The sequence below is a fragment of the Flavobacterium pallidum genome, from assembly GCF_003097535.1.
Lineage (GTDB): Bacteria > Bacteroidota > Bacteroidia > Flavobacteriales > Flavobacteriaceae > Flavobacterium > Flavobacterium pallidum.
On record NZ_CP029187.1, the window covers coordinates 2677522 to 2697194 of the forward strand.

Annotated in this window: 16 protein-coding genes; 5 read left to right on the forward strand and 11 right to left on the reverse strand. The window is 42.3% G+C overall.

The annotated features are described in order from the left end of the window. Window positions 1–44: 44 nt before the first annotated feature. A complete protein-coding gene (locus HYN49_RS11045; RefSeq protein ID WP_108904172.1) occupies window positions 45–1085 on the forward strand; it encodes a PLP-dependent cysteine synthase family protein in 1041 nt (346 codons plus the stop codon). A gap of 117 nt (window positions 1086–1202) precedes the next feature. Here the strand turns inward: HYN49_RS11045 and HYN49_RS11050 are convergent, their stop codons facing one another. The 7 genes from HYN49_RS11050 to gcvT all read right to left on the reverse strand — a co-directional run bounded on the left by HYN49_RS11050 (window position 1203) and on the right by gcvT (window position 8344). Next, a complete protein-coding gene (locus HYN49_RS11050) occupies window positions 1203–1871 on the reverse strand; it encodes a head GIN domain-containing protein (protein WP_108904173.1) in 669 nt (222 codons plus the stop codon). A gap of 37 nt (window positions 1872–1908) precedes the next feature. Continuing rightward, complete coding sequence (locus tag HYN49_RS11055) at window positions 1909–2952, reverse strand: DUF4097 family beta strand repeat-containing protein (protein ID WP_108904174.1); 1044 nt, start codon at window positions 2950–2952, stop codon at window positions 1909–1911. Then, complete coding sequence (locus HYN49_RS11060) at window positions 2949–3473, reverse strand: hypothetical protein (RefSeq protein ID WP_146185095.1); 525 nt, start codon at window positions 3471–3473, stop codon at window positions 2949–2951. Before HYN49_RS11060 ends, HYN49_RS11055 begins: the two co-directional genes overlap by 4 nt. Then, a complete protein-coding gene (locus HYN49_RS11065; protein ID WP_108904176.1) occupies window positions 3470–4021 on the reverse strand; it encodes an RNA polymerase sigma factor in 552 nt (183 codons plus the stop codon). Before HYN49_RS11065 ends, HYN49_RS11060 begins: the two co-directional genes overlap by 4 nt. A gap of 355 nt (window positions 4022–4376) precedes the next feature. Further along, the gene (locus HYN49_RS11070) at window positions 4377–5087 is read right to left on the reverse strand and encodes a YebC/PmpR family DNA-binding transcriptional regulator (RefSeq protein WP_108904177.1); all 711 of its coding nucleotides are present in this window, start codon (window positions 5085–5087) and stop codon (window positions 4377–4379) included. A 122-nt stretch (window positions 5088–5209) separates the two neighbouring features. Then, a complete protein-coding gene (locus HYN49_RS11075) occupies window positions 5210–7258 on the reverse strand; it encodes a S41 family peptidase (RefSeq protein WP_108904178.1) in 2049 nt (682 codons plus the stop codon). A 3-nt stretch (window positions 7259–7261) separates the two neighbouring features. Further along, window positions 7262–8344: a glycine cleavage system aminomethyltransferase GcvT gene (gcvT, locus tag HYN49_RS11080; RefSeq protein WP_108904179.1), complete on the reverse strand. Its 1083-nt coding sequence runs from the start codon at window positions 8342–8344 to the stop codon at window positions 7262–7264. A gap of 182 nt (window positions 8345–8526) precedes the next feature. Between gcvT and HYN49_RS11085 the strand changes: the two genes are divergently transcribed. Further along, on the forward strand, window positions 8527–9381 hold the full coding sequence (locus HYN49_RS11085) for an NAD(P)H-hydrate dehydratase (RefSeq protein WP_108904180.1): 855 nt from the start codon (window positions 8527–8529) through the stop codon (window positions 9379–9381). 255 nt (window positions 9382–9636) lie between these two features. Next, a complete protein-coding gene (locus tag HYN49_RS11090; protein WP_108904181.1) occupies window positions 9637–10065 on the forward strand; it encodes a hypothetical protein in 429 nt (142 codons plus the stop codon). Here HYN49_RS11090 and HYN49_RS11095 read toward each other — a convergent pair. From HYN49_RS11095 to HYN49_RS11105, 3 genes are all read right to left on the reverse strand, one after another. Then, window positions 10062–10577, reverse strand: coding sequence for a DUF421 domain-containing protein (locus HYN49_RS11095; protein ID WP_108904182.1), 516 nt, complete (start codon window positions 10575–10577; stop codon window positions 10062–10064). The two genes, HYN49_RS11090 and HYN49_RS11095, sit on opposite strands and share 4 nt — an antisense overlap. Further along, window positions 10561–11967 carry a 30S ribosomal protein S6--L-glutamate ligase gene (gene rimK, locus HYN49_RS11100; RefSeq protein ID WP_108904183.1) on the reverse strand — a complete coding sequence of 469 codons (1407 nt, stop codon included), beginning with the start codon at window positions 11965–11967 and terminating at the stop codon, window positions 10561–10563. The genes HYN49_RS11095 and rimK overlap by 17 nt, the downstream gene beginning before the upstream one ends. 103 nt (window positions 11968–12070) lie before the next feature. Further along, window positions 12071–14617 (reverse strand): ATP-dependent Clp protease ATP-binding subunit, encoded by a 2547-nt coding sequence (locus HYN49_RS11105; RefSeq protein ID WP_108904184.1) that lies wholly within the window; start codon window positions 14615–14617, stop codon window positions 12071–12073. A 259-nt stretch (window positions 14618–14876) separates the two neighbouring features. Between HYN49_RS11105 and gyrA the strand changes: the two genes are divergently transcribed. Both gyrA and HYN49_RS11115 read left to right on the forward strand, forming a co-directional pair. Continuing rightward, the gene (gyrA, locus tag HYN49_RS11110) at window positions 14877–17456 is read left to right on the forward strand and encodes a DNA gyrase subunit A (protein WP_108904185.1); all 2580 of its coding nucleotides are present in this window, start codon (window positions 14877–14879) and stop codon (window positions 17454–17456) included. Window positions 17457–17474: 18 nt separating this feature from the next. Next, window positions 17475–18749, forward strand: coding sequence for a tetratricopeptide repeat protein (locus HYN49_RS11115; RefSeq protein ID WP_108904186.1), 1275 nt, complete (start codon window positions 17475–17477; stop codon window positions 18747–18749). A 36-nt stretch (window positions 18750–18785) separates the two neighbouring features. Here HYN49_RS11115 and HYN49_RS11120 read toward each other — a convergent pair whose 3' ends face one another. Then, window positions 18786–19547: a C40 family peptidase gene (locus HYN49_RS11120; RefSeq protein ID WP_108904187.1), complete on the reverse strand. Its 762-nt coding sequence runs from the start codon at window positions 19545–19547 to the stop codon at window positions 18786–18788. Window positions 19548–19673: the final 126 nt, after the last annotated feature.

A 19673-nucleotide genomic window follows, 5' to 3' on the forward strand; every position in this document is an offset into this window, starting at 1 on the left:
AAGTCTGCAAAAAGACTACCAAACTGCCTTGACTAATTTATTTTATGAAAGAAGATATAAAAGCTTACGATAATGTTTTAGGTTTAATAGGAAACACACCTCTTATAAAACTGAACAAAATCACTGAATCTTTACCGGGAAATTTTTACGCAAAAGTAGAAGCCTTTAACCCGGGACACTCGACTAAAGACAGGATTGCACTTTACATTATCGAAGAGGCTGAAAAACAAGGCATTCTTTCTCCCGGTGATACCATCATTGAAACCACTTCGGGAAATACGGGATTCAGCCTGGCCATGGTCAGCATCATTAAAGGATACAACTGTATTCTTGCTGTAAGTTCCAAATCATCAAAAGACAAAATCGACATGCTGCGCAGCCTTGGGGCCAAAGTGTACGTTTGCCCGGCACACGTTTCGGCAGATGATGACCGCTCTTATTACAGTGTTGCCAAGCGTTTGCACGAAGAAACAAAAGGCTCCGTATACATCAACCAGTATTTCAACCAATTGAATATTGACGCACATTACAAGTCTACCGGACCTGAAATCTGGGAACAGACCAATGGGAAGATTACCCACCTTATTGCGTGTAGCGGTACCGGCGGAACCATTTCCGGCGCTGCGAAATACCTCAAGGAAAGAAATCCTGAAATCCGTATTTTAGGCGTTGATGCTTTTGGTTCTGTATTAAAAAAATACCATGAAACCAAAGAATTCGATGCCAACGAGATTTATCCGTACCGTATCGAAGGATTGGGTAAAAACCTGATTCCAACTGCTACCGATTTCGATGTTATTGATCATTTCATGAAAGTAACCGATGAGGAAAGCGCCCATACTACAAGGGAAATCGCTAAAAAAGAAGGTTTATTCGTAGGATATACTTCCGGTGCTGTAATGCAGGCCATCAAGCAATATGCAGAAGAAGGAGAGTTTAATGAAAACAGTAATGTCATTGCCATCTTTCCTGATCACGGTTCGCGTTATATGAGCAAAGTATTCAGTGATGACTGGATGAATGAGCAGGGATTCTTTGATAGTGTAAATGCTGAGGAAGCGCAGAAGATAGAATTCATTAAATAAATTACGAATTCCAGATCGTAATTTATAATTTGTAATTCATAATTATACAAAACCCCGGACGAAAGTCCGGGGTTTTTCGTTCTGTGTCAAACTACTAACTTTAACCGTATCAATACATTATTTTTTGTCGATACTTCCAGAACCTGAAACTTTGGTTTCTTCTGCAGGTGGATTTCCATAATAGGTAATGTCTCCCGAACCTTCCACAAAGGCCTGAATTGCCGCTGCTGCGTAAACAGAACAATCTCCGGAACCGATTACTTTTGCCTTTACATTTTGTGCCTGAAGTTTGTGCGCTTCCAAATCCCCTGAACCCGTTACATCAGCCTTGAAGTTTGTTGCTTTGCCCTCAAGCTTAATGTCTCCGGAGCCGTCAAGGGAAGCCTTCATGTTTTCAGCCTGGATGCTTAATGTGATATCGCCGGAACCAATCAATTGTACATTCATATTTTGCGTATCAATTTTTCCTTCGTTAACAATATCTCCGGAACCGTTAAGGATAACCTGGCTTAGTGTTTCATAAGAAACTTCGATTTTTACATCGCCTTTAATGTTGTGCTTTCCTTCCACGTAAATGGCCAATATACCATTTTGAACCTCTGTCTTAATGTATTGCAAAGTTGATTTGTCGGCATGTACTGTAACGCCTTCGGTGCCTTTCATTAAAACAACATCGAAAGCGCCTCGAACTTCTACACCGGTAAAATGGCCGGGATTTCTTTTATCCTGTGCATGAGCAAACATGGAGAACATAAAAACAACTAAAACCTGAATTGCATTTTTCATTTTGATTAAATTTTGATTAGTATGATGATTAAAACCCTTAGATCCTGATTAATTTCAAATCGCCGTATTCCAACGCGATATTCAGTTTATTTTTTCCTGCACTTTTATAAAATCCTTTGTAATTCGAGGAAGTCCCGGACTCTTTTTTACTTTGGAAGGTCAATCCGCTTGACTTTAGGTCCGTGTATCTCAGGGCAATGTCGAAATCAAAACTGTAGTCGGCATCATACCTGATTTCAAAGTTGGAGTAATCGCCATTAATGGCCACATTATTTGCTTTGGCGGCAATCCCAAGATTCAGGTTGCTGTAGCTTGTGTTGGAAGCCAGGTTTTTATTCAGCATTACTATTTTCATCGTCAGGTAATCCCCGCGGATGGTAATATCATCGACTTCCCCTAAAAATAATTCCCCATAATCTCCTTTATAAATCACTTTACCTGTTTCCTGTGCACTGAAGTTCGAATAATCGCCGCTATAAATGATATTATCGGCCTTTTTAAGGTTTACATTGGAATACTGTGAATCGAGCGTGATGGATTTTGCAGAACCGATGGTGGTCTTGTCACAATATTTCAAACGGATGCTATTGATATCACCCTGCAAATCCCCAATCGTCAGGTTGCCATATTGACAATCGATATTGGCATAACCTGAAATCCTGTCGACGATAATATTGCCGTATTTGTTATTCAAATCAATACTGCCTTTTCGCGGAATCCTGACAGTGTAATTGACTTCCATATTGGTTTTATTTTCCGCTTCGCCCCCGAAAATAGTTTTAGCTGAAATCTTAGCTTTCAAAGCTTCAAATGCCACATCAATAGAGCTGAGGCGTTTGTCAACTTTCTTTTCATCCCTGCCTTCCACAGTAATCACCACATCGATCTGTATCTTGTTTTCGTCCCAGGTGGCGACATAAATATTGCCGTATTTGTTCTTGATATCCGCTATGGCATCGGCGTTGACGTTATAAGCCTTGCTGATTTTCTTCTCCTTCTTCACCAGCCCATCAGTTGCTTTTGCAGCAAATCCGGAAAGGAAAAGGAGCGCTATTACTATTGATTTAAATTTGATTCTCATGATGATTTGCTTTTAAATTGTTTGATTCTGTCAATTTGCGTTTCTACCCTTTCCAGAAATGAAATGCGTGTTTGCAGGTTGGTGATCATCGCATGGATGATCTGTTTATTTTCGCCTTTTTCAGAAAGCTCTTTCATTAATTTATTGTAATCGTTGTCCAGTTCCTGAAGTTGCCTGAAAGCATCGTCGAGGATGGGTTTGGTCTCCGGGCTGCTTGCTGCCTTCAGCGAGGCAAGTTCCTTATGGATGACATGGGTAAAATACTCCTGTGTTTCCCTGTTTTCAGCAGATAATTTCGCCATCGGTTTATCGGATGGCATCGGATTAAAACTGATCCATATCCCTAAAAGGACCACAATCGAAGCGGCAATCGATAATACTGTCGTGTAAGGAAAGCGTTTTTTATTTCTCTGGTGCCCTTCAAGGCGCTCCATAAACCTTTGGTGGTGGCCCATCGGCGGTTCTTCTGTATCAAAGTCTGATAAGTGGAACCCTTTTTTGTTGTCATATTCCATATTCATAAGCTGTCTATTTTTTGCCGCAGGCTGTCTTTCGCCCTGCTGATCAGTGTCCTGCAATTGCCTGCGTTAATGTTCATGATTTCGCTGATTTCCTCCTGATCATAACCTTCTACGAAAAGTAAGGTCAGTACCAGCCTGTAATTGTCTTTCAATGATTTGATGCAATTCAGGATCTGTTGTGCTTTCATGCCAGTAAAATCAAATCCGTCCGTTTCCTCTGCATGATCGCCCACTTTATAAAGTACATCGTCTAATGATGATACCGCATTCTTGTTGATTTTCTTATAGTTGTCGATGCTGTGGTTGATGACAATCCTTTTGAGCCACGCCCCGAAAGTCACTTCGCCCTTAAACGAATCCAGCTTCGTAAAAGCTTTCATGAACGATTCCTGCATCACATCTTCCGCCCAATGAATGTCCTTAACGATCCGCAGTGCAGTGTTGTACATCGCTTTATAATAGAGATTGTACAATTCGAACTGTGCGGCACGGCTGTTTTCCTTGCACAACCGTATCAGGTTATCGATATGGGTTTCGGTCTGTTCCAATTATTTTGTTAGTAGTTTGAATCAATGACTGCCGCAATTTACGATTGTTACAGTTTGCCTGAATTTTTTTGAATGTGGATTTTTTCCGGATCGCATCCTACGATCGTAGGGTATATGTCAGAGGGCTTCCGGATGACATCTACGTTCGTAGGGTATATGTCAGAAGGCTTTCGGATGGCATCCTACGATTATAGGATATATGTCAGAAGACTTCCGGATGACTTCTGCGTTCATAGCGTATATATTGAATAAAAAAACTCCGAAGTTTCCTCCAGAGTTTTTATGATTTTGGATTTTAAGACCGCTTCACTTTAAGATATTAAGATGTCTTAAAATCTTACCCTCCTCATCATGTTTATTCTTGCATGGTATGATACACGTTCATCACGTCATCATCTTCCTCGATCTTCTCGATGAGTTTCTCGACATCGGCGACCTGTGCTTCCGTAAGTTCTTTGGTAATCTGCGGGATCCTTTCGAATCCTGACGACAGGATTTCCATCCCGCGGCTTTCCAGTTCTTTCTGGATGGCGCCAAAACTTTCGAAAGGCGCATAAATCAAAATGCCGTCTTCATCAGCAAAAATCTCTTCCGCTCCGAAATCGATGAATTCCAGTTCGAGTTCTTCCACGTCAACGCCATCAGAAGGAATCCTGAAATTGCAGGTATGGTCAAACATAAACTCTACCGAACCCTGGGTTCCCATTGTCCCGTTACATTTATTGAAATAACTGCGGATGTTGGCCACAGTCCTGTTATTATTGTCGGTAGCGGTTTCAATCAGCAACGCGATGCCGTGTGGCGCATAACCTTCGAACAATACTTCTTTATAATTCGCGGTATCTTTATCGGTAGCTTTTTTAATCGCACGCTCTACGTTTTCCTTTGGCATGTTTGCAGCCTTCGCATTCTGCATGACGGCACGCAGCCTTGAATTGGCTTCCGGATTCGGGCCGCCTTCCTTCACGGCCATTACGATATCTTTCCCGATACGGGTAAATGCTTTGGCCATCGCCGACCAACGCTTCATTTTCCTGCCTTTCCTGAACTCAAACGCTCTTCCCATAGTAATGTGTTTTTCTTAACGCACACAAAAATAATATTTCTGCTCGTTTTTGCAAATGATTTTTATCGGCTTTCACTATTGCCAACTGTTAACGGTAACTGCCAACTTGATTTTTTTGTTGATCAGTTCATTTTGAGGAATTCCTTGTAATCCCTGATGATGTTGATCGCTTCTTCAAGATATGGGCTATTTTGGACATCTTTAATTTTAAAGGTGTTGATTTCCTTTTCAAAAGGATCGCTGTCCATCTTCATAATTTCATAAGTGGTGTTGCTGATGGCAGTATTGGCAGGCCTTTGTGTGATTTCCTTAACCTTGTCCCAAAGCGGATCGATTTCGTGGATATCCTTAAAGACATCGGCGAGCGTCAGCCTGATCGGGCCGCGCTGTTTTTCATACATTATATTGATTTCATTATTATACCGGCGCAAATCATTAAAACGCGAATTGTTCTTAATCCTTTCTTTGCTGAGGCCTAAAACCCTGTCTTTATTAGGGATGAGCAGCCGCTGGAAACGCGCTTTTGTTGCAATCGAATCGTGCACCAAAGCGTTTCTATAACTGTCCTCCCTTTTGATCACGCCGTCAAAAAGCACTGGTAATTCCAGATCGGGGATAACGCCTTTGATTTGCCCGCTTTCACCGGTAATACGGTAGAATTTTTCGACTGTAAGCTTGACGAAATCTTCGTTCTTATTGTCCAAAGGCATGATTGTCTGCATCGTCGCTTTGCCCAATGTGGGTGCCCCGATGACAATAGCACGGTTGTAATCCTGCATCGCAGCCGAGAAAAATTCGCTTGCCGATGCAGAAAATCCATTAACGAGTATCACTACCGGGCCGGTGTAAGCCATGCCGCGATTGGTATCTTTCAGGATATTCTGGCGGCCTTTGCTATTCGCCAATATTGAAACCGGCCCGATATCTATGAACATCCCGACGAGCCTGATGGCTTCCTCCATAGAGCCACCGCCATTGTCGAGTAAATCAATTACGATCCCTTCCACTTTGTCCTCCTGGAGCTTGATTATCTCCTTTACCACATCATCGGCGCAGCCAAAAGGGCTGTTGCTTTCAAAATCGGAATAAAAATTAGGGATATTGATATAACCCACGCGCATACCGTTTTTTTCGGCGATGTAGCTGTAAACACTGTTTTGAAGGTCTTTCATGATTTCCTTCTGCAGGCCAGCCTCAACGGTGCTGCCATTTTTTTTCCGAATCGTAATATTGACTTCCTTATTGGTATCCGAAAAAATCAGTTCCCCAATGGTTTCCAATGAAGTGCATGAAACCCAATATTCTTCCCCTTTTGCATTGGCTACCCTGACGATGGTATCGCCTTTTTCAAATTTCCCGCTTCGCGCTGCCGGGCCGCCGGGAATAACATCCCCGACGATGATTTCCTCTTTTTCGTTTAACGTAATATCAAGTCCAAGGGACAGGTTGCTCGTAGAAAGGCCTGACAGGAAACTCGATTTAGCATCCACCGAAAAATAATTGGAATGCGGATCGAAATAACTGCAGAATGCATCAAGCATAAAGCCCTGCAATTGGTATTCGAGGCCTTTCTTGTTCTCAAGGATGCTGGATACTTTACATAAATTGGTATCCAGTATTTTAGCTTTGGATATTTTTTCCAAAGACACAAAATTTTGTTTCAGCGAATCAAGGTTTTTGCTGAGTTTGGCAATATCGTCAAGGATTTCAAACCGCAGCCTTTTTTTCCATACACGATCGAAATCGGTTTCGGCAAGATCAAAAGCAAAATTCTTTTTGCTGAATTTCACGCTGTCTTTAGAATTATAATCCAGGGCCACGTTACGCAAGGATTCAATGGTTTTCTGCTTGCGTACCAAGGCTGTTTTCCAGGTTTCGGTAAATTCATCCAAAAAGCCGCATTTCCCCTCGTTAAGGTAATCATCGATCTTTAGGCGGTGTGCCGTAAGTTTGTCATACTCATTTTTGCTGAAAATATTCCGCCCCATATCAAGCCGGTTCATCATTTCATCAAAAACATAAGCCGAAAGACTGTCGTCGATCGGCTTGGGTTTGTAGTGTTCACGCTGTACGAGCGTATTTATTTTTGAAAGCAATTCACAGGCCTTGCCGCTGTCCTGCGCATACAGCGTGATATTCCACAATAACAAAACCGGTAATAGTTTCTTCATGTACTACTTTTTGTAAAACGGCAATTTCACCACCTTCGCAGCAATATCATTTTTCCTGATGCGGATAAAGATTTCGCTGTCGAAGGCACTGTTTTCTGTAGTCACATAACCCAGTCCGATGCCTTTATTCAAAGAAGGAGCCATAGTTCCCGACGTTACGGTACCTATTAGATTTCCTTCTTTGTCGACAATGTCATAATCCTGCCTAGGTACCCCACGCTCAGTGAGCTCAAAACCGACCAGTTTGCGCGTCACGCCGGTCTCTTTTTGTTTTTTCAGGTTTTCCGAGTTGGTAAAATCTTTGTTGAATTTCGTAATCCATCCCAAACCGGCTTCCAATGGCGATGTGGTATCGTTGATGTCATTTCCGTAAAGGCAAAATCCCATCTCCAACCTTAAAGTATCCCGCGCGGCCAAACCGATGGGCTTGATACCATAAGGAGCGCCGGCTTCAAAAACCTTGTTCCAAAGCGTTTCCACCTGTTCATTTTTGCAATAAATCTCGAAACCGCCCGAACCGGTGTAACCCGTTGCGGAAATGATGATGTCGTTAAAACCGGCAAAATCACCCACTGCAAAATGATAATACGCAATGCTTGATAAATCTATAGATGACAAAGACTGCATGGCTTCAACAGCTTTCGGGCCCTGGATGGCGAGCAACGAATAATCGTCTGAGCGGTTTTCCATCTTTACGCCAAGGTCATTGTGTGATGAAATCCAATCCCAGTCTTTATCAATATTGGAAGCATTGACGACCAGCATATATTCTTCTTCGCCTATTTTATAAACAATCAGATCGTCTACGATTCCGCCGTCATTGTTAGGCAGGCAGGAATATTGCGCACGTCCTACAGTCAGTGTTGATGCGTCATTCGAAGTTACTTTCTGGATCAGGTCCAATGCGTTCGGGCCGGAGAGGAAGAATTCCCCCATATGTGAAACATCAAAAACCCCAACACCTTCGCGTACGGTTTCATGTTCAGCATTTACGCCTTCATAAAGTATCGGCATATTGTAACCTGCAAATGGCAGCATTTTCGCCCCAAGGCTTTCGTGGACGTGTGTCAGCGCGGTATTTTTCATTGTATCGTGATAAAAGTTTGTGTTGCTAAAGTATCATTTTTTATTAAATTATTAATTGTTTTTTGGGCAGCAATTTCCGGCGCTACACTGTATCTTTTTCTTCTTAAAGAAAGAAGAAAAAGGATGCCGCTTCGATCCGGGCTGCTCATTCGTAAAAACAATGTTTATTCGTATATTTAGGTATGAAAACCACAAAAGTCACCAGATCGCAAATCCGGAAAATTTACCGCCACGCAAAGCCCGATGACCACAAAGGAACTCGCGGCCACGCCTTAATTATCGGTGGGAGTTATGGTAAAATCGGGGCAATCTGCCTTTCTGCGGAAGCGGCATTACGATCAGGCTGCGGATTGGTAACAGCCTTCATCCCGGAATGCGGTTATGAGATTGTGCAGGTTTCAATCCCCGAAGCCATGGTCATCACCGATAAAGACAAAGACAGCATTACATCCATTAAATTTCCCATAAAACCACAGGCTATTGGGATCGGGCCGGGGATGGGGCAGGAGGCATGGACCAAAAAAGCTTTTTATAATTTCATGAAAACAAATGACTTCCCTTTGGTCATTGACGCTGATGGTTTAAATATCCTGGCGTCAGCAAAAAAATACAAGGACCTTCTTAAACCCGGCACCATACTTACGCCACACCCCAAAGAACTGGAACGACTGATCGGGAAATGGGAAACCGAAAAAGAAAAATTCGTGATGGCAACAGTATTTGCAAATCAGCACAATGTGATTATAGTGATGAAAGGTGCTCCGACTTGCATTATATCAGGAGCTGAAGTTTTCCAGAATGCGACGGGAAATCCGGCGCTTGCCACAGCCGGAAGCGGTGATGTGCTTACTGGGATCATCACTTCGCTGCTGGCTCAATCTTACCGCCCTATTGATGCGGCGATTTTGGGCGTTTACCTTCAAGGCCTCACAGCAGATATCGCTTTACCCGAAACAGGCACGGAATCTTTTACTGCTTCCGACATCATCCAAAATTTAGGAAAAGCGTTTATAAATATCGGCAAATCAATGTATTAGTGTTAAATAAAACACAAAATGAGATTAAGGTTTTTCCCGATAGTCAATATTTTGTAGTTTTATAATGTAGCGGAATTGATGATAAGAATATTACAGATTCATTGGATTTTATTCCATAGCAAAGTAATTCTTGAATCGCGAGGTACTGTCAACGTTAACAGCCGGTTACATTAAAATGCTACAATAGAGAGGCCTTTTCAGTAAAGTGCCTCTCTTTTATTTTGTAAAAACAGTATTTTTGGCAAAATCAAAAACATGAAGAAAATCATATTCCTTATTTGTATTGGCTTTGTCTTTTCCTGCGCCGAATCTAAATATCCGGAACAGGAGAAAGCGGTTCGCGAACAAATGAAAAAAATGGATGGTGCTGCCGCTTATGCCGATAAGGTCCAGATAGAAATCATCGAAATTCCGGCTAAAAAAGTGTACGGCATCTTGTCGCAGAAAGCGGTTTACATGATGAAAACTATGGCTTCCTGTATTTCACCGGAATGCAAATATGAAATGCACCGCTACACCGAGAAGAAGTTGGCTTATGATAAATTAATGGCTGATTCCGGAAAAAAGGTTTACTACCAGGCACATGTAATGCTGCTTGAAGAAAAAGATACTGTGGTGAGCAGTTATATGTTCCTTGACGATGCGGATACGTTCATTGATTTTACGCCAAAACTGCATCCTTAAGCTATTCTTGTCAGGCTTTTGCGGTTCTTTTTACGCTTATAATGGGTTTGACTCAGGTTTTTATCTCCTGAAATAATGCTGATATTGCCATCCATTTCAAGCATTGCCAGCTTCACATCACTGATGTTTTCGATGCCATGTTCGTGTATGGCTTCCATCAATTCATCGTGGGAAATACTTTCATGCGCAAGCATCCTGAAATCAGCCTTCCCATTGTGTATCAGGATTTGCGGCTTTTCCTGCAGCAATTCGCCCAAACCTTTGTAACGGAAAATCAGTTTTTTAACGATGAAGTTCAATAGGAATAAAATCAATGCAGCGCATAACCCGCCCCAGAGTGTACTGTCAGCTCCTACCATGGCATTCTGCACCGAATTGCTGATCAGCAATATCAATACAACGTCGGCAGTATTGAGTTGTGACAATTCCTTCTTGCCAAAAATACGTAGCGCCAACACCATAAAGATGTAAACGGCTGCGCTTCGGAGTGCTATGTCAAGATAGGGATTCATTCGGCATTTTCTTTTTTACAGGTTTATTTTTGAAATGCGCTTCAATCGCTAAGATCATTTCTCCTGCAATATCCTTATTCGTAGCGCCTTCAATGCCTTCAAGGCCCGGAGAGGAATTCACCTCGAGCAAGAGTGGTCCTTTTGAAGATCGGATAATATCTACACCGGCGACTTTTAAATCCATGGCTTTGGCTGCTTTTATGGCAATCTTTTTCTCTTCGGCAGTAATTTTTATAACAGATGCGGTACCACCCAAATGAATATTCGCCCGGAATTCACCCGGCAATGCTTCCCTTTGGATTGCAGCAACAACTTTTCCGTCAATTACAAAACAGCGAATGTCTTTCCCGTTGGCTTCCTTAATAAATTCCTGAACCAAAATATTGGCATTAAGGCTTTTAAAAGCATTGATCACACTTTCTGCAGCCTTTTTGGTTTCTGCCAAAACGACACCTTTTCCTTGTGTACCTTCCAGTAATTTGACGATAATGGGCGGGCCGCCAACCATCTTGATCAGGTCATTGGTGTCCAATGGGGAATTTGCAAAGCCTGTAGTAGGAATGTCAACGCCATGATTTAGCAACAGTTGCAGTGAAAATAATTTATCACGGGATTGTGTAATAGCTGCTGCAGAATTCAGGCAAAAGACCTTTAAAGCCTCAAACTGCCGTGTCAGAGCACAACCATAAAACGTTATACTGGGCCTGATCCTCGGGATAACCGCGTCAAAATCATCCAGAACCCTGCCGCCGCGGTAATGTATTTCAGGAGTCGTAGCATCAAGTTTCATATAACATTCCTTAATGTTCAGGAAATGCATTTCATGTCCACGCATTTCACCGGCTTCCATGATGCGTTTGTTGCTGTACAATTCGGGATTACTGGCCAAAACCCCGATACGCAATCCGCCTTGCCGTGTGACAGCAGCTTTGTAAATTTCCCTTAAACTATCGGAAGTGGGTTCGCCTAATAAATAGGTTTCTTCAGGATCAACAAGAATGCGCCCGCTCATGGCTTCGCGTCCTAAAAGCATACGAAATCCCATGGAATCCCTGTTGGTTAAGGTAATTTCAATCTGCCAGATTTTGCCACCGATTTCAAGGTCTGAACCAATAACATAACGCTGTTCACGGAAACCGCTGGAGCTTTTTACGACGCGCTTATCAATCAGTTTCGATTCACAATGGATGACCGTTTTAACGTTATTCTGTATTGGGTTTACATCAAATTTCACCCAGTTTTCTCCATTTTTGATAAATGGGGCAATGTTGATGGCATGTAAAGCGGAAGTTTTGGCGCCTGAATCGACGCGGGCTTTGATTGTTGGGATTCCGAGTGTAGGAAAGGAGCACCATTCTTCACTTCCGACGATGACTTTTTCTTGGAGCATCTTAAAGATATTATTTTACCCAAATGTATGCTGAAACCGGAATTATAAAAAGAAAAACCTCTGAAATTTTGTTTCAGAGGTTTAATTTATAAGGATTAAATAATTAGTTCGTTGGTTCTTCAGCCTTCTGGACTTTAACCGTCAGTTCCTGAGCGGAATCGTCTTCAAGATCCATGTAGATTTCGTCGCCATTTCCTATTTTGGAAGTGATGATTTCTTCTGCCAAAGCGTCTTCGACGTACTTCTGGATGGCTCTTTTTAACGGTCTTGCGCCAAATTGCTTGTCAAAACCTTTATCGGCAATAAATGCTTTGGCTTTGTCTGACAGATTCAGTTTGTAGCCTAAATCGGCGATACGGGCATATAATTTCTTAAGTTCAATCTCAATGATCTGGTCGATATCGTGTTTTTCTAACGGATTGAACACAATCACGTCATCGATCCTGTTCAGGAATTCCGGCGCAAATGATTTTTTCAATGCGTTTTCAATGACACTTTTCGAATGCTCATCAGCCTGGGAGATCTTTGCGGAAGTCCCGAAACCGACACCCTGCCCGAAATCTTTTAATTGGCGTGCCCCGATATTCGAAGTCATGATAATGATCGTATTCTTGAAATCGATTTTGCGTCCTAGACTGTCTGTTAAATAACCATCGTCTAAAACCTGCAGCATCATATTGAAGACATCCGGATGCGCTTTTTCAATCTCGTCCAGAAGCACTACACAATAAGGTTTCCGTCTTACTTTTTCGGTGAGCTGCCCGCCTTCTTCATAACCGACATATCCCGGAGGCGCACCTACCAATCTTGAAATGGCGAATTTTTCCATGTATTCGCTCATGTCAATACGCACCAAAGCATCTTCGGAATCAAACAATTCCTTTGCAAGGACTTTTGCCAATTGTGTTTTACCGACACCGGTTTGCCCGAGGAAGATAAACGATCCGATTGGTCGGTTCGGGTCTTTCAATCCGGCACGGTTCCTTTGGATAGAACGGGCGATTTTTAATACCGCTTCATTTTGTCCAATGACCTTATTTGTAATTAGTTCCGGCAGCTTAGCTAATTTATTGCTTTCAGTTTGTGCGATACGGTTTACGGGAATTCCGGTCATCATTGAGACCACGTCTGCAACATTATCTTCAGTGACCAAAATGCGGTTGCTCTTAGACTCTTCTTCCCATTGTTCCTGGGCTATAGCCAGGTCTTTCTCGAGGCGTTTTTCATCATCACGAAGTTTGGCCGCTTCCTCATATTTTTGTTTCTTAACCACCGTATTTTTGAGTTCACGAACTTCTTCCAACTGGCGTTCCAGGTCAAGAATTTGTTTTGGAACGTCAATATTGGTGATGTGCACGCGTGATCCTGCTTCATCCATCGCATCAATGGCTTTGTCAGGAAGGAAACGCTCAGACATATACCTGTTTGTCAACTTCACGCAGGCTTCAATCGCTTCGGGCGTGTAAGTGACATTGTGGTGGTCTTCGTATTTGTTTTTGACGTTATTCAAAATCGTGATGGTTTCCTCAACAGATGTCGGTTCTACAATTACTTTCTGGAAACGCCTTTCCAAAGCACCGTCTTTTTCAATATATTGACGGTATTCGTCTAAAGTTGTCGCACCAATACATTGGATTTCGCCTCTTGCAAGAGCAGGCTTGAACATATTGGAAGCATCAAGCGAACCAGTTGCGCCTCCGGCTCCAACAATGGTATGAATCTCGTCTATAAATAGGATAATATCGTCATTTTTTTCAAGCTCGTTCATGACGGCTTTCATTCTTTCCTCGAATTGCCCGCGGTATTTTGTGCCGGCAACAAGACTGGCCAAATCCAAAGTTACTACACGTTTATTAAATAAGATACGGGAAACTTTCTTCTGGATAATGCGTAATGCCAGTCCTTCAGCAATTGCGGATTTACCAACACCAGGCTCACCGATCAGCAATGGGTTGTTTTTCTTACGTCGGCTTAAAATTTGTGAAACACGCTCGATTTCCTTCTCGCGGCCTACGACGGGGTCGAGTTTGCCTTCTTCAGCCATTTCAGTCAGGTCCCTTCCGAAATTATCCAGAACGGGTGTCTTGGATTTCTTATTGGACTTATTGGCGGGATTATTGAAACTGCCTTCCTTCAGGCTGTCATCTTGTCCTGAATCTTCATTGTAAGATTCGTTTTTTGGCAAATTGTCTAAAAATTCTTCTTCGTTTGGCGTCATATTTAAATATTGTTCTTTAGCTGAGTCATAATCGATTTTAAGCTTATTCAACAGCTTGGTTGTAGGGTCATTTTCGTTTCGTAAAATGCATAATAAAAGATGTGCAGTACTGATAGAAGTGCTTTGAAAAACCTTCGCTTCCAGGAAAGTGGTCTTCAAAGCGCGCTCTGCCTGACGGGTCAGGTGCAGGTTTTTCTTGTCATTGCTGATTTCAACGGCCGGACTGGCAGGGCTCAGGATTTCGACCTTACGGCGCAAATGTTCCAGATCCACGGATAGGTTGTTCAGTATATTGATTGCTTTTCCGTTTCCGTCACGCAGGATGCCAAGCATCAAATGCTCGGTGCCAATGAAATCATGGCCCAGTCGCAGTGCTTCTTCCTTACTGTAAGTAATGACATCTTTTACTCTTGGTGAAAAATTATCATCCATAATAAATAAGATTGGTATTGTAAATTTAATGAATATCTGCTCCAAAAGCAAAAACCATACCTGTCGGGACAGTGTCAGCTAATTGACAAAAAAATATCGGATAATAAAAGTTAAAGCCCCATCAACTTATTAACCGATAAAACCGCTTCATTTGTTAATAAATCAGCCAAATTTCTAAAAGTTTATATACGTAAAATAAGTCGAAAAGGTTATATTAGCGGGATTTTTCAATTATATAATTTAAAACCAAAATAGCAATATGTCTGACGGAGAAAGGTTAATTCCGATTAACATTGAAGACGAAATGAAGTCAGCTTACATCGATTATTCGATGTCAGTTATCGTATCAAGAGCATTGCCTGATGTCAGGGATGGTCTGAAGCCCGTTCACAGAAGGGTTCTTTTCGGAATGTATGAATTAGGAGTATTATCAAACAGGGCCCATAAAAAATCTGCGAGAATCGTCGGGGAAGTGCTCGGTAAGTATCACCCGCACGGCGATACTTCAGTTTATGACGCGATGGTGCGTATGGCCCAGGAATGGAGCCTTCGCTACCTGCTCGTTGACGGTCAGGGTAACTTCGGGTCTGTTGATGGTGACAGCCCTGCGGCAATGCGTTATACTGAGGCCAGGATGAAAAAAATCTCGGAGGAGATTATGGCTGATATCGATAAGGAAACCGTTGATTTCCAACTAAACTTTGACGATACGCTTTATGAGCCGAAAGTAATGCCGACCAAAGTGCCGAACCTTTTGGTAAATGGCGCTTCCGGAATTGCCGTCGGTATGGCTACGAATATGCCGCCGCACAACCTTACGGAAGTGATTGACGGTACATTAGCGTATATTGACAATAATGATATCGAGATTGATGAATTAATGCATCATATCAAAGCACCTGATTTCCCTACGGGTGGTGTGATTTACGGTTACGAAGGTGTTCGTGAAGCGTTCAAGACCGGCCGTGGAAGAATTGTGATGCGCGCCAAAGTGAACTTTGAAGAAGTGGAAGGCCGCGAATCGATTATCGTAACAGAAATTCCATATCAGGTTAACAAAGCCGAAATGATCAAGAAAACGGCGGATCTGGTGAATGATAAAAAAATAGAAGGCATTGCCAATATCCGTGACGAATCGGACAGGACAGGTATGCGTATCGTATATATCCTGAAACGCGATGCGGTTCCGAATGTCGTTTTGAATACCTTATATAAGTATACGCAATTGCAGTCTTCTTTCAGTGTAAACAATATTGCTCTGGTGAATGGAAGGCCGCAAATGCTGAACCTGAAAGACCTGATTCATTATTTCGTTGAGCACCGTCATGATGTTGTCGTACGCCGTACGCAATATGATTTACGCAAAGCGGAAGAGCGGGCGCACATTTTAGAAGGATTGATTATTGCTTCGGATAATATTGATGAAGTGATCGCAATCATCCGTGGTTCTGCCAATACCGATCAGGCAAGGGAACGATTGATGGAACGCTTCAGCCTTTCGGACATTCAGTCCAAGGCGATTGTTGAAATGCGTCTGCGTCAGCTGACAGGATTAGAGCAGGACAAACTGCGTGCTGAATACGAAGAAATCATGAAGTTGATTGAGCATTTGAAGGCATTATTGGCCAGTAAAGAGCTGCGTATGGAACTAATCAAGGAAGAACTTACTGAAATCCGTGATAAATATGGTGATGAGCGCCGTTCGCAGATCGAATATTCCGGTGGTGATGTCAGTATTGAAGATTTAATTGCCGATGAAAATGTGGTAATAACGATTTCACATGCTGGCTATATCAAAAGGACGCCGTTGTCAGAATACAAAACGCAGAACCGCGGCGGCGTAGGGCAGAAGAGTGCCGGGACACGCGACCAGGATTTTCTGGAGCATATGTATGTGGCCACAAACCACCAGTACATGCTGTTCTTTACCGGAAAAGGGAAATGTTTCTGGATGCGTGTTTATGAAATTCCTGAAGGAAGTAAGACCAGCAAAGGCCGTGCCATCCAGAACCTTATCAATATCGAGAATGACGATAAGGTGAAAGCCTTCATCTGTACTCAGGACCTGAAGGACCAGGAATACATCAACAACCATTACCTTATTATGGTGACCAAACAAGGCCAGGTGAAAAAAACTGCTTTGGAACAATATTCCCGTCCAAGGGTTAACGGGGTGGCGGCTATTACCATCCGTGAAGATGACGAATTGCTGGAAGCAAAACTGACCAATGGGGAAAGCCAGGTTTTGGTGGCCGTAAAATCAGGAAAACTGGTGCGTTTCGAAGAAAGCAAGACGCGTCCGATGGGAAGGACTGCTTCCGGTGTACGCGGCATCACACTTCAGGATGATAAGGACGAAGTGATTGGTATGGTTACTGTAAACGATATGAACAGCGAAATCCTTGTGGTTGCCGAAAACGGTTATGGTAAGCGTTCTAGCCTTGAAGAATACCGCGTCACAAACCGTGGTGGTAAAGGTGTGAAAACATTGAACATCACTGAAAAGACCGGAAAACTCGTTTCCATCAATAGTGTGACCGATGCCGATGATTTGATGATCATCAACAAATCCGGATTGACCATCAGGATGGCAGTCGAAGATTTAAGGGTCGTGGGCCGTGCTACGCAAGGTGTACGACTCATCAACATCAAAGGAAACGATTCCATTGCTGCCGTTACGAAAGTAATGAAAGAGGACGAAGAAGAAGCGCTGGAAGGTGCGGTGGAAGAAGCTGCAGCAGAAGGAAGACCTTTGGAAACCACAGATTCTACTTCTGAAATAAGTGATGAAGACCATGAAGATCCGATTGCGGATACTGAAATTGATATTGAGGAATAATAATTTAAATGAATTTATATGAAAACTAAATTTGTAATAATGGCCTCCGCGTTGCTGTTTTCAGCGGGATCTTTTGCACAGAAAGACCAATTGAAAGCGGCTGAAAAAGCGATAAAAAATGGTGATGTGGCCGGCGCACAAAACAATTTGTCCCAAGCTGAAACTTTATTGGCAAATGATGACGATCGGGCACAGTTTTATTTTATCAAAGGAAACGTTCATGCCGAATTGGCAAAGAGGGGCGTGGAAGCATCAAAAAATTATGCTGAAGCACTGAAAAACTATCAGTTACTTAATGATACTGAGAAAAAAACCGGAAAGTCTAAATACGGTAAGCAAGCTGAAGCTGCGCAGTTGGTAATATCTAACGCAATGAAAAATGATGCGTATAAGGATTATACCGCTGGAAATTACAAGGAGTCTGCGCGTAAATATTACCAGCTTTATCAATTGGATAAGAAGCAGACAGATTATCTTTTTAATGCTTCAAGTGCTGCATTGAATTCAAAAGATAATGATTTGGCGCTTCCTTATCTGATGGAACTGAAGCAAATCAATTACACCGGCGAAGGCACCACTTATATTGCTGTTTCAAAATTATCAGGGCAGGAAGAAGGATTCATAAACAAAGAATCAAGAGACAATGCTGTAAAAATCGGTACGCATGAAAAGCCATCTGATGAGAAAAATGCCTCAAAAAGACCAGGAATCCTCAGGAGTATCGCTATTATCCAGATGCGCAAGGAAGTCCTCAACGATGATGTCAAAGCTGTTATCGCCGAAGCTGAAGCCGCAAATCCTACAGATAGTTCCATCATGATGGAAGAAGCAGTGCTTTATTATAAAAATAACGATCAGGAAACTTATAAAAAGATCATTACTAAAATCCTGGAAAAAGATCCAAATAATGCAGACCTGATTTTTAACCTCGGGGTGATCAGCTACAACGGTAAGGACTATGCCAATGCAGAAAAATTTTATAAAAAAGCCCTTGAAATCAAACCGGATTACAAAGGAGCAGATTTTAATCTCGCAGCCCTGAAACTTGAGGTCTCTCAGCAGCAACTTGACCAGATGAATAAATTGGGGAACTCTGCTGCCGACAATAAAAAATATGATGAGCTCAAAAAACAAAGGGAAGCCGTCCTTGGCGAAGCCGCATTTTATCTCGAAAAAACACTGAAAGTAAACCCAAATGACAATGATGCCAAACGATCACTTGTCAGTGTTTACAACGCGCTCGATTTGCTGGACAAAGCAAAGGCGCTTAAAGCCACAATAAAAGAAGAATAACTGCAAATAAAAGCCTGCTTGAAGCAGGCTTTTTTATTATATCACTTTCTTAATGACCCTCAGTTTATGTGTGTGCCTGTTGGTCTCCGCATTATAAATTCCAAGATGGTCCAGCCTGTCAATCCTGACTTTCCCGCTGGCGTGGATGATGTAATTGTCTTTCATGATAATCCCGACATGGATGATATTTCCCTCCTCATTATCGAAAAATGCCAAATCACCCGGCTCGCTTTCCTCTATGAAACTCAAAGCCTCGCCCTGCGTAGCCTGCTGTGATGCATCACGCAACAATTTATAACCATTCAGCTTGTAAACCATCTGCGTGAACCCGGAGCAATCAATCCCGAACGGTGTTTTGCCTCCCCATAAATAGGGCGCATGCAGGTACATAAATGCAGTATTCACCAGGTCAGATTTCGGTTTTACGCCGCTGGTTTTCATCCCTTCAAAAATAAACTCTGAAGTATTGATATCAGTATAGTTCAAAAATGACAGGGATGCACCCAAAGGTATCGGCATCAAAAGATTTTTCTCAGACGTTACATACTCAATTAAATCAGCATTCATCACCAAAGTGTCTTCACAAAGCTGTTTATAATCATTTTTATTTACGGGCTGGTACTGTTTCACATCAATCCAACCTTCATAATTGTCAAAGTAAAGCCTGATCCTGGCCCATTGTTTGTGTTGCTCCAAAACTTCAAAATGCTCGCCAAACAAGACCTGAGACACGATTTCACTTTTATCGCTCGACTCGGCACGCATTGGAATTATGGCCAGGTTGCAGATTCCGTACATGAAGGTAATTTAATTTTGATGTTGGTTTTCAAATGTCCGAAAATCATTCCGCATTTTAAAACTTCAGCTTAAGATTTGAGTGTTTTTTTTAAGGAGCTATTCCTGCTGTCCGCTGTATCTTTTGTT

Coding starts and splice junctions, on each gene's coding strand:
- gcvT (WP_108904179.1), bottom strand. CDS start 8,344: ATGAAAAATACCGCGCTGACACACGTCCACGAAAGCCTTGGGGCGAAA.
- HYN49_RS11095 (WP_108904182.1), bottom strand. CDS start 10,577: ATGAATCCCTATCTTGACATAGCACTCCGAAGCGCAGCCGTTTACATC.
- HYN49_RS11090 (WP_108904181.1), top strand. CDS start 9,637: ATGAAGAAAATCATATTCCTTATTTGTATTGGCTTTGTCTTTTCCTGC.
- HYN49_RS11070 (WP_108904177.1), bottom strand. CDS start 5,087: ATGGGAAGAGCGTTTGAGTTCAGGAAAGGCAGGAAAATGAAGCGTTGG.
- HYN49_RS11085 (WP_108904180.1), top strand. CDS start 8,527: ATGAAAACCACAAAAGTCACCAGATCGCAAATCCGGAAAATTTACCGC.
- HYN49_RS11045 (WP_108904172.1), top strand. CDS start 45: ATGAAAGAAGATATAAAAGCTTACGATAATGTTTTAGGTTTAATAGGA.
- HYN49_RS11055 (WP_108904174.1), bottom strand. CDS start 2,952: ATGAGAATCAAATTTAAATCAATAGTAATAGCGCTCCTTTTCCTTTCC.
- HYN49_RS11105 (WP_108904184.1), bottom strand. CDS start 14,617: ATGGATGATAATTTTTCACCAAGAGTAAAAGATGTCATTACTTACAGT.
- gyrA (WP_108904185.1), top strand. CDS start 14,877: ATGTCTGACGGAGAAAGGTTAATTCCGATTAACATTGAAGACGAAATG.
- HYN49_RS11120 (WP_108904187.1), bottom strand. CDS start 19,547: ATGTACGGAATCTGCAACCTGGCCATAATTCCAATGCGTGCCGAGTCG.
- HYN49_RS11075 (WP_108904178.1), bottom strand. CDS start 7,258: ATGAAGAAACTATTACCGGTTTTGTTATTGTGGAATATCACGCTGTAT.
- HYN49_RS11115 (WP_108904186.1), top strand. CDS start 17,475: ATGAAAACTAAATTTGTAATAATGGCCTCCGCGTTGCTGTTTTCAGCG.
- rimK (WP_108904183.1), bottom strand. CDS start 11,967: ATGCTCCAAGAAAAAGTCATCGTCGGAAGTGAAGAATGGTGCTCCTTT.
- HYN49_RS11060 (WP_146185095.1), bottom strand. CDS start 3,473: ATGAATATGGAATATGACAACAAAAAAGGGTTCCACTTATCAGACTTT.
- HYN49_RS11050 (WP_108904173.1), bottom strand. CDS start 1,871: ATGAAAAATGCAATTCAGGTTTTAGTTGTTTTTATGTTCTCCATGTTT.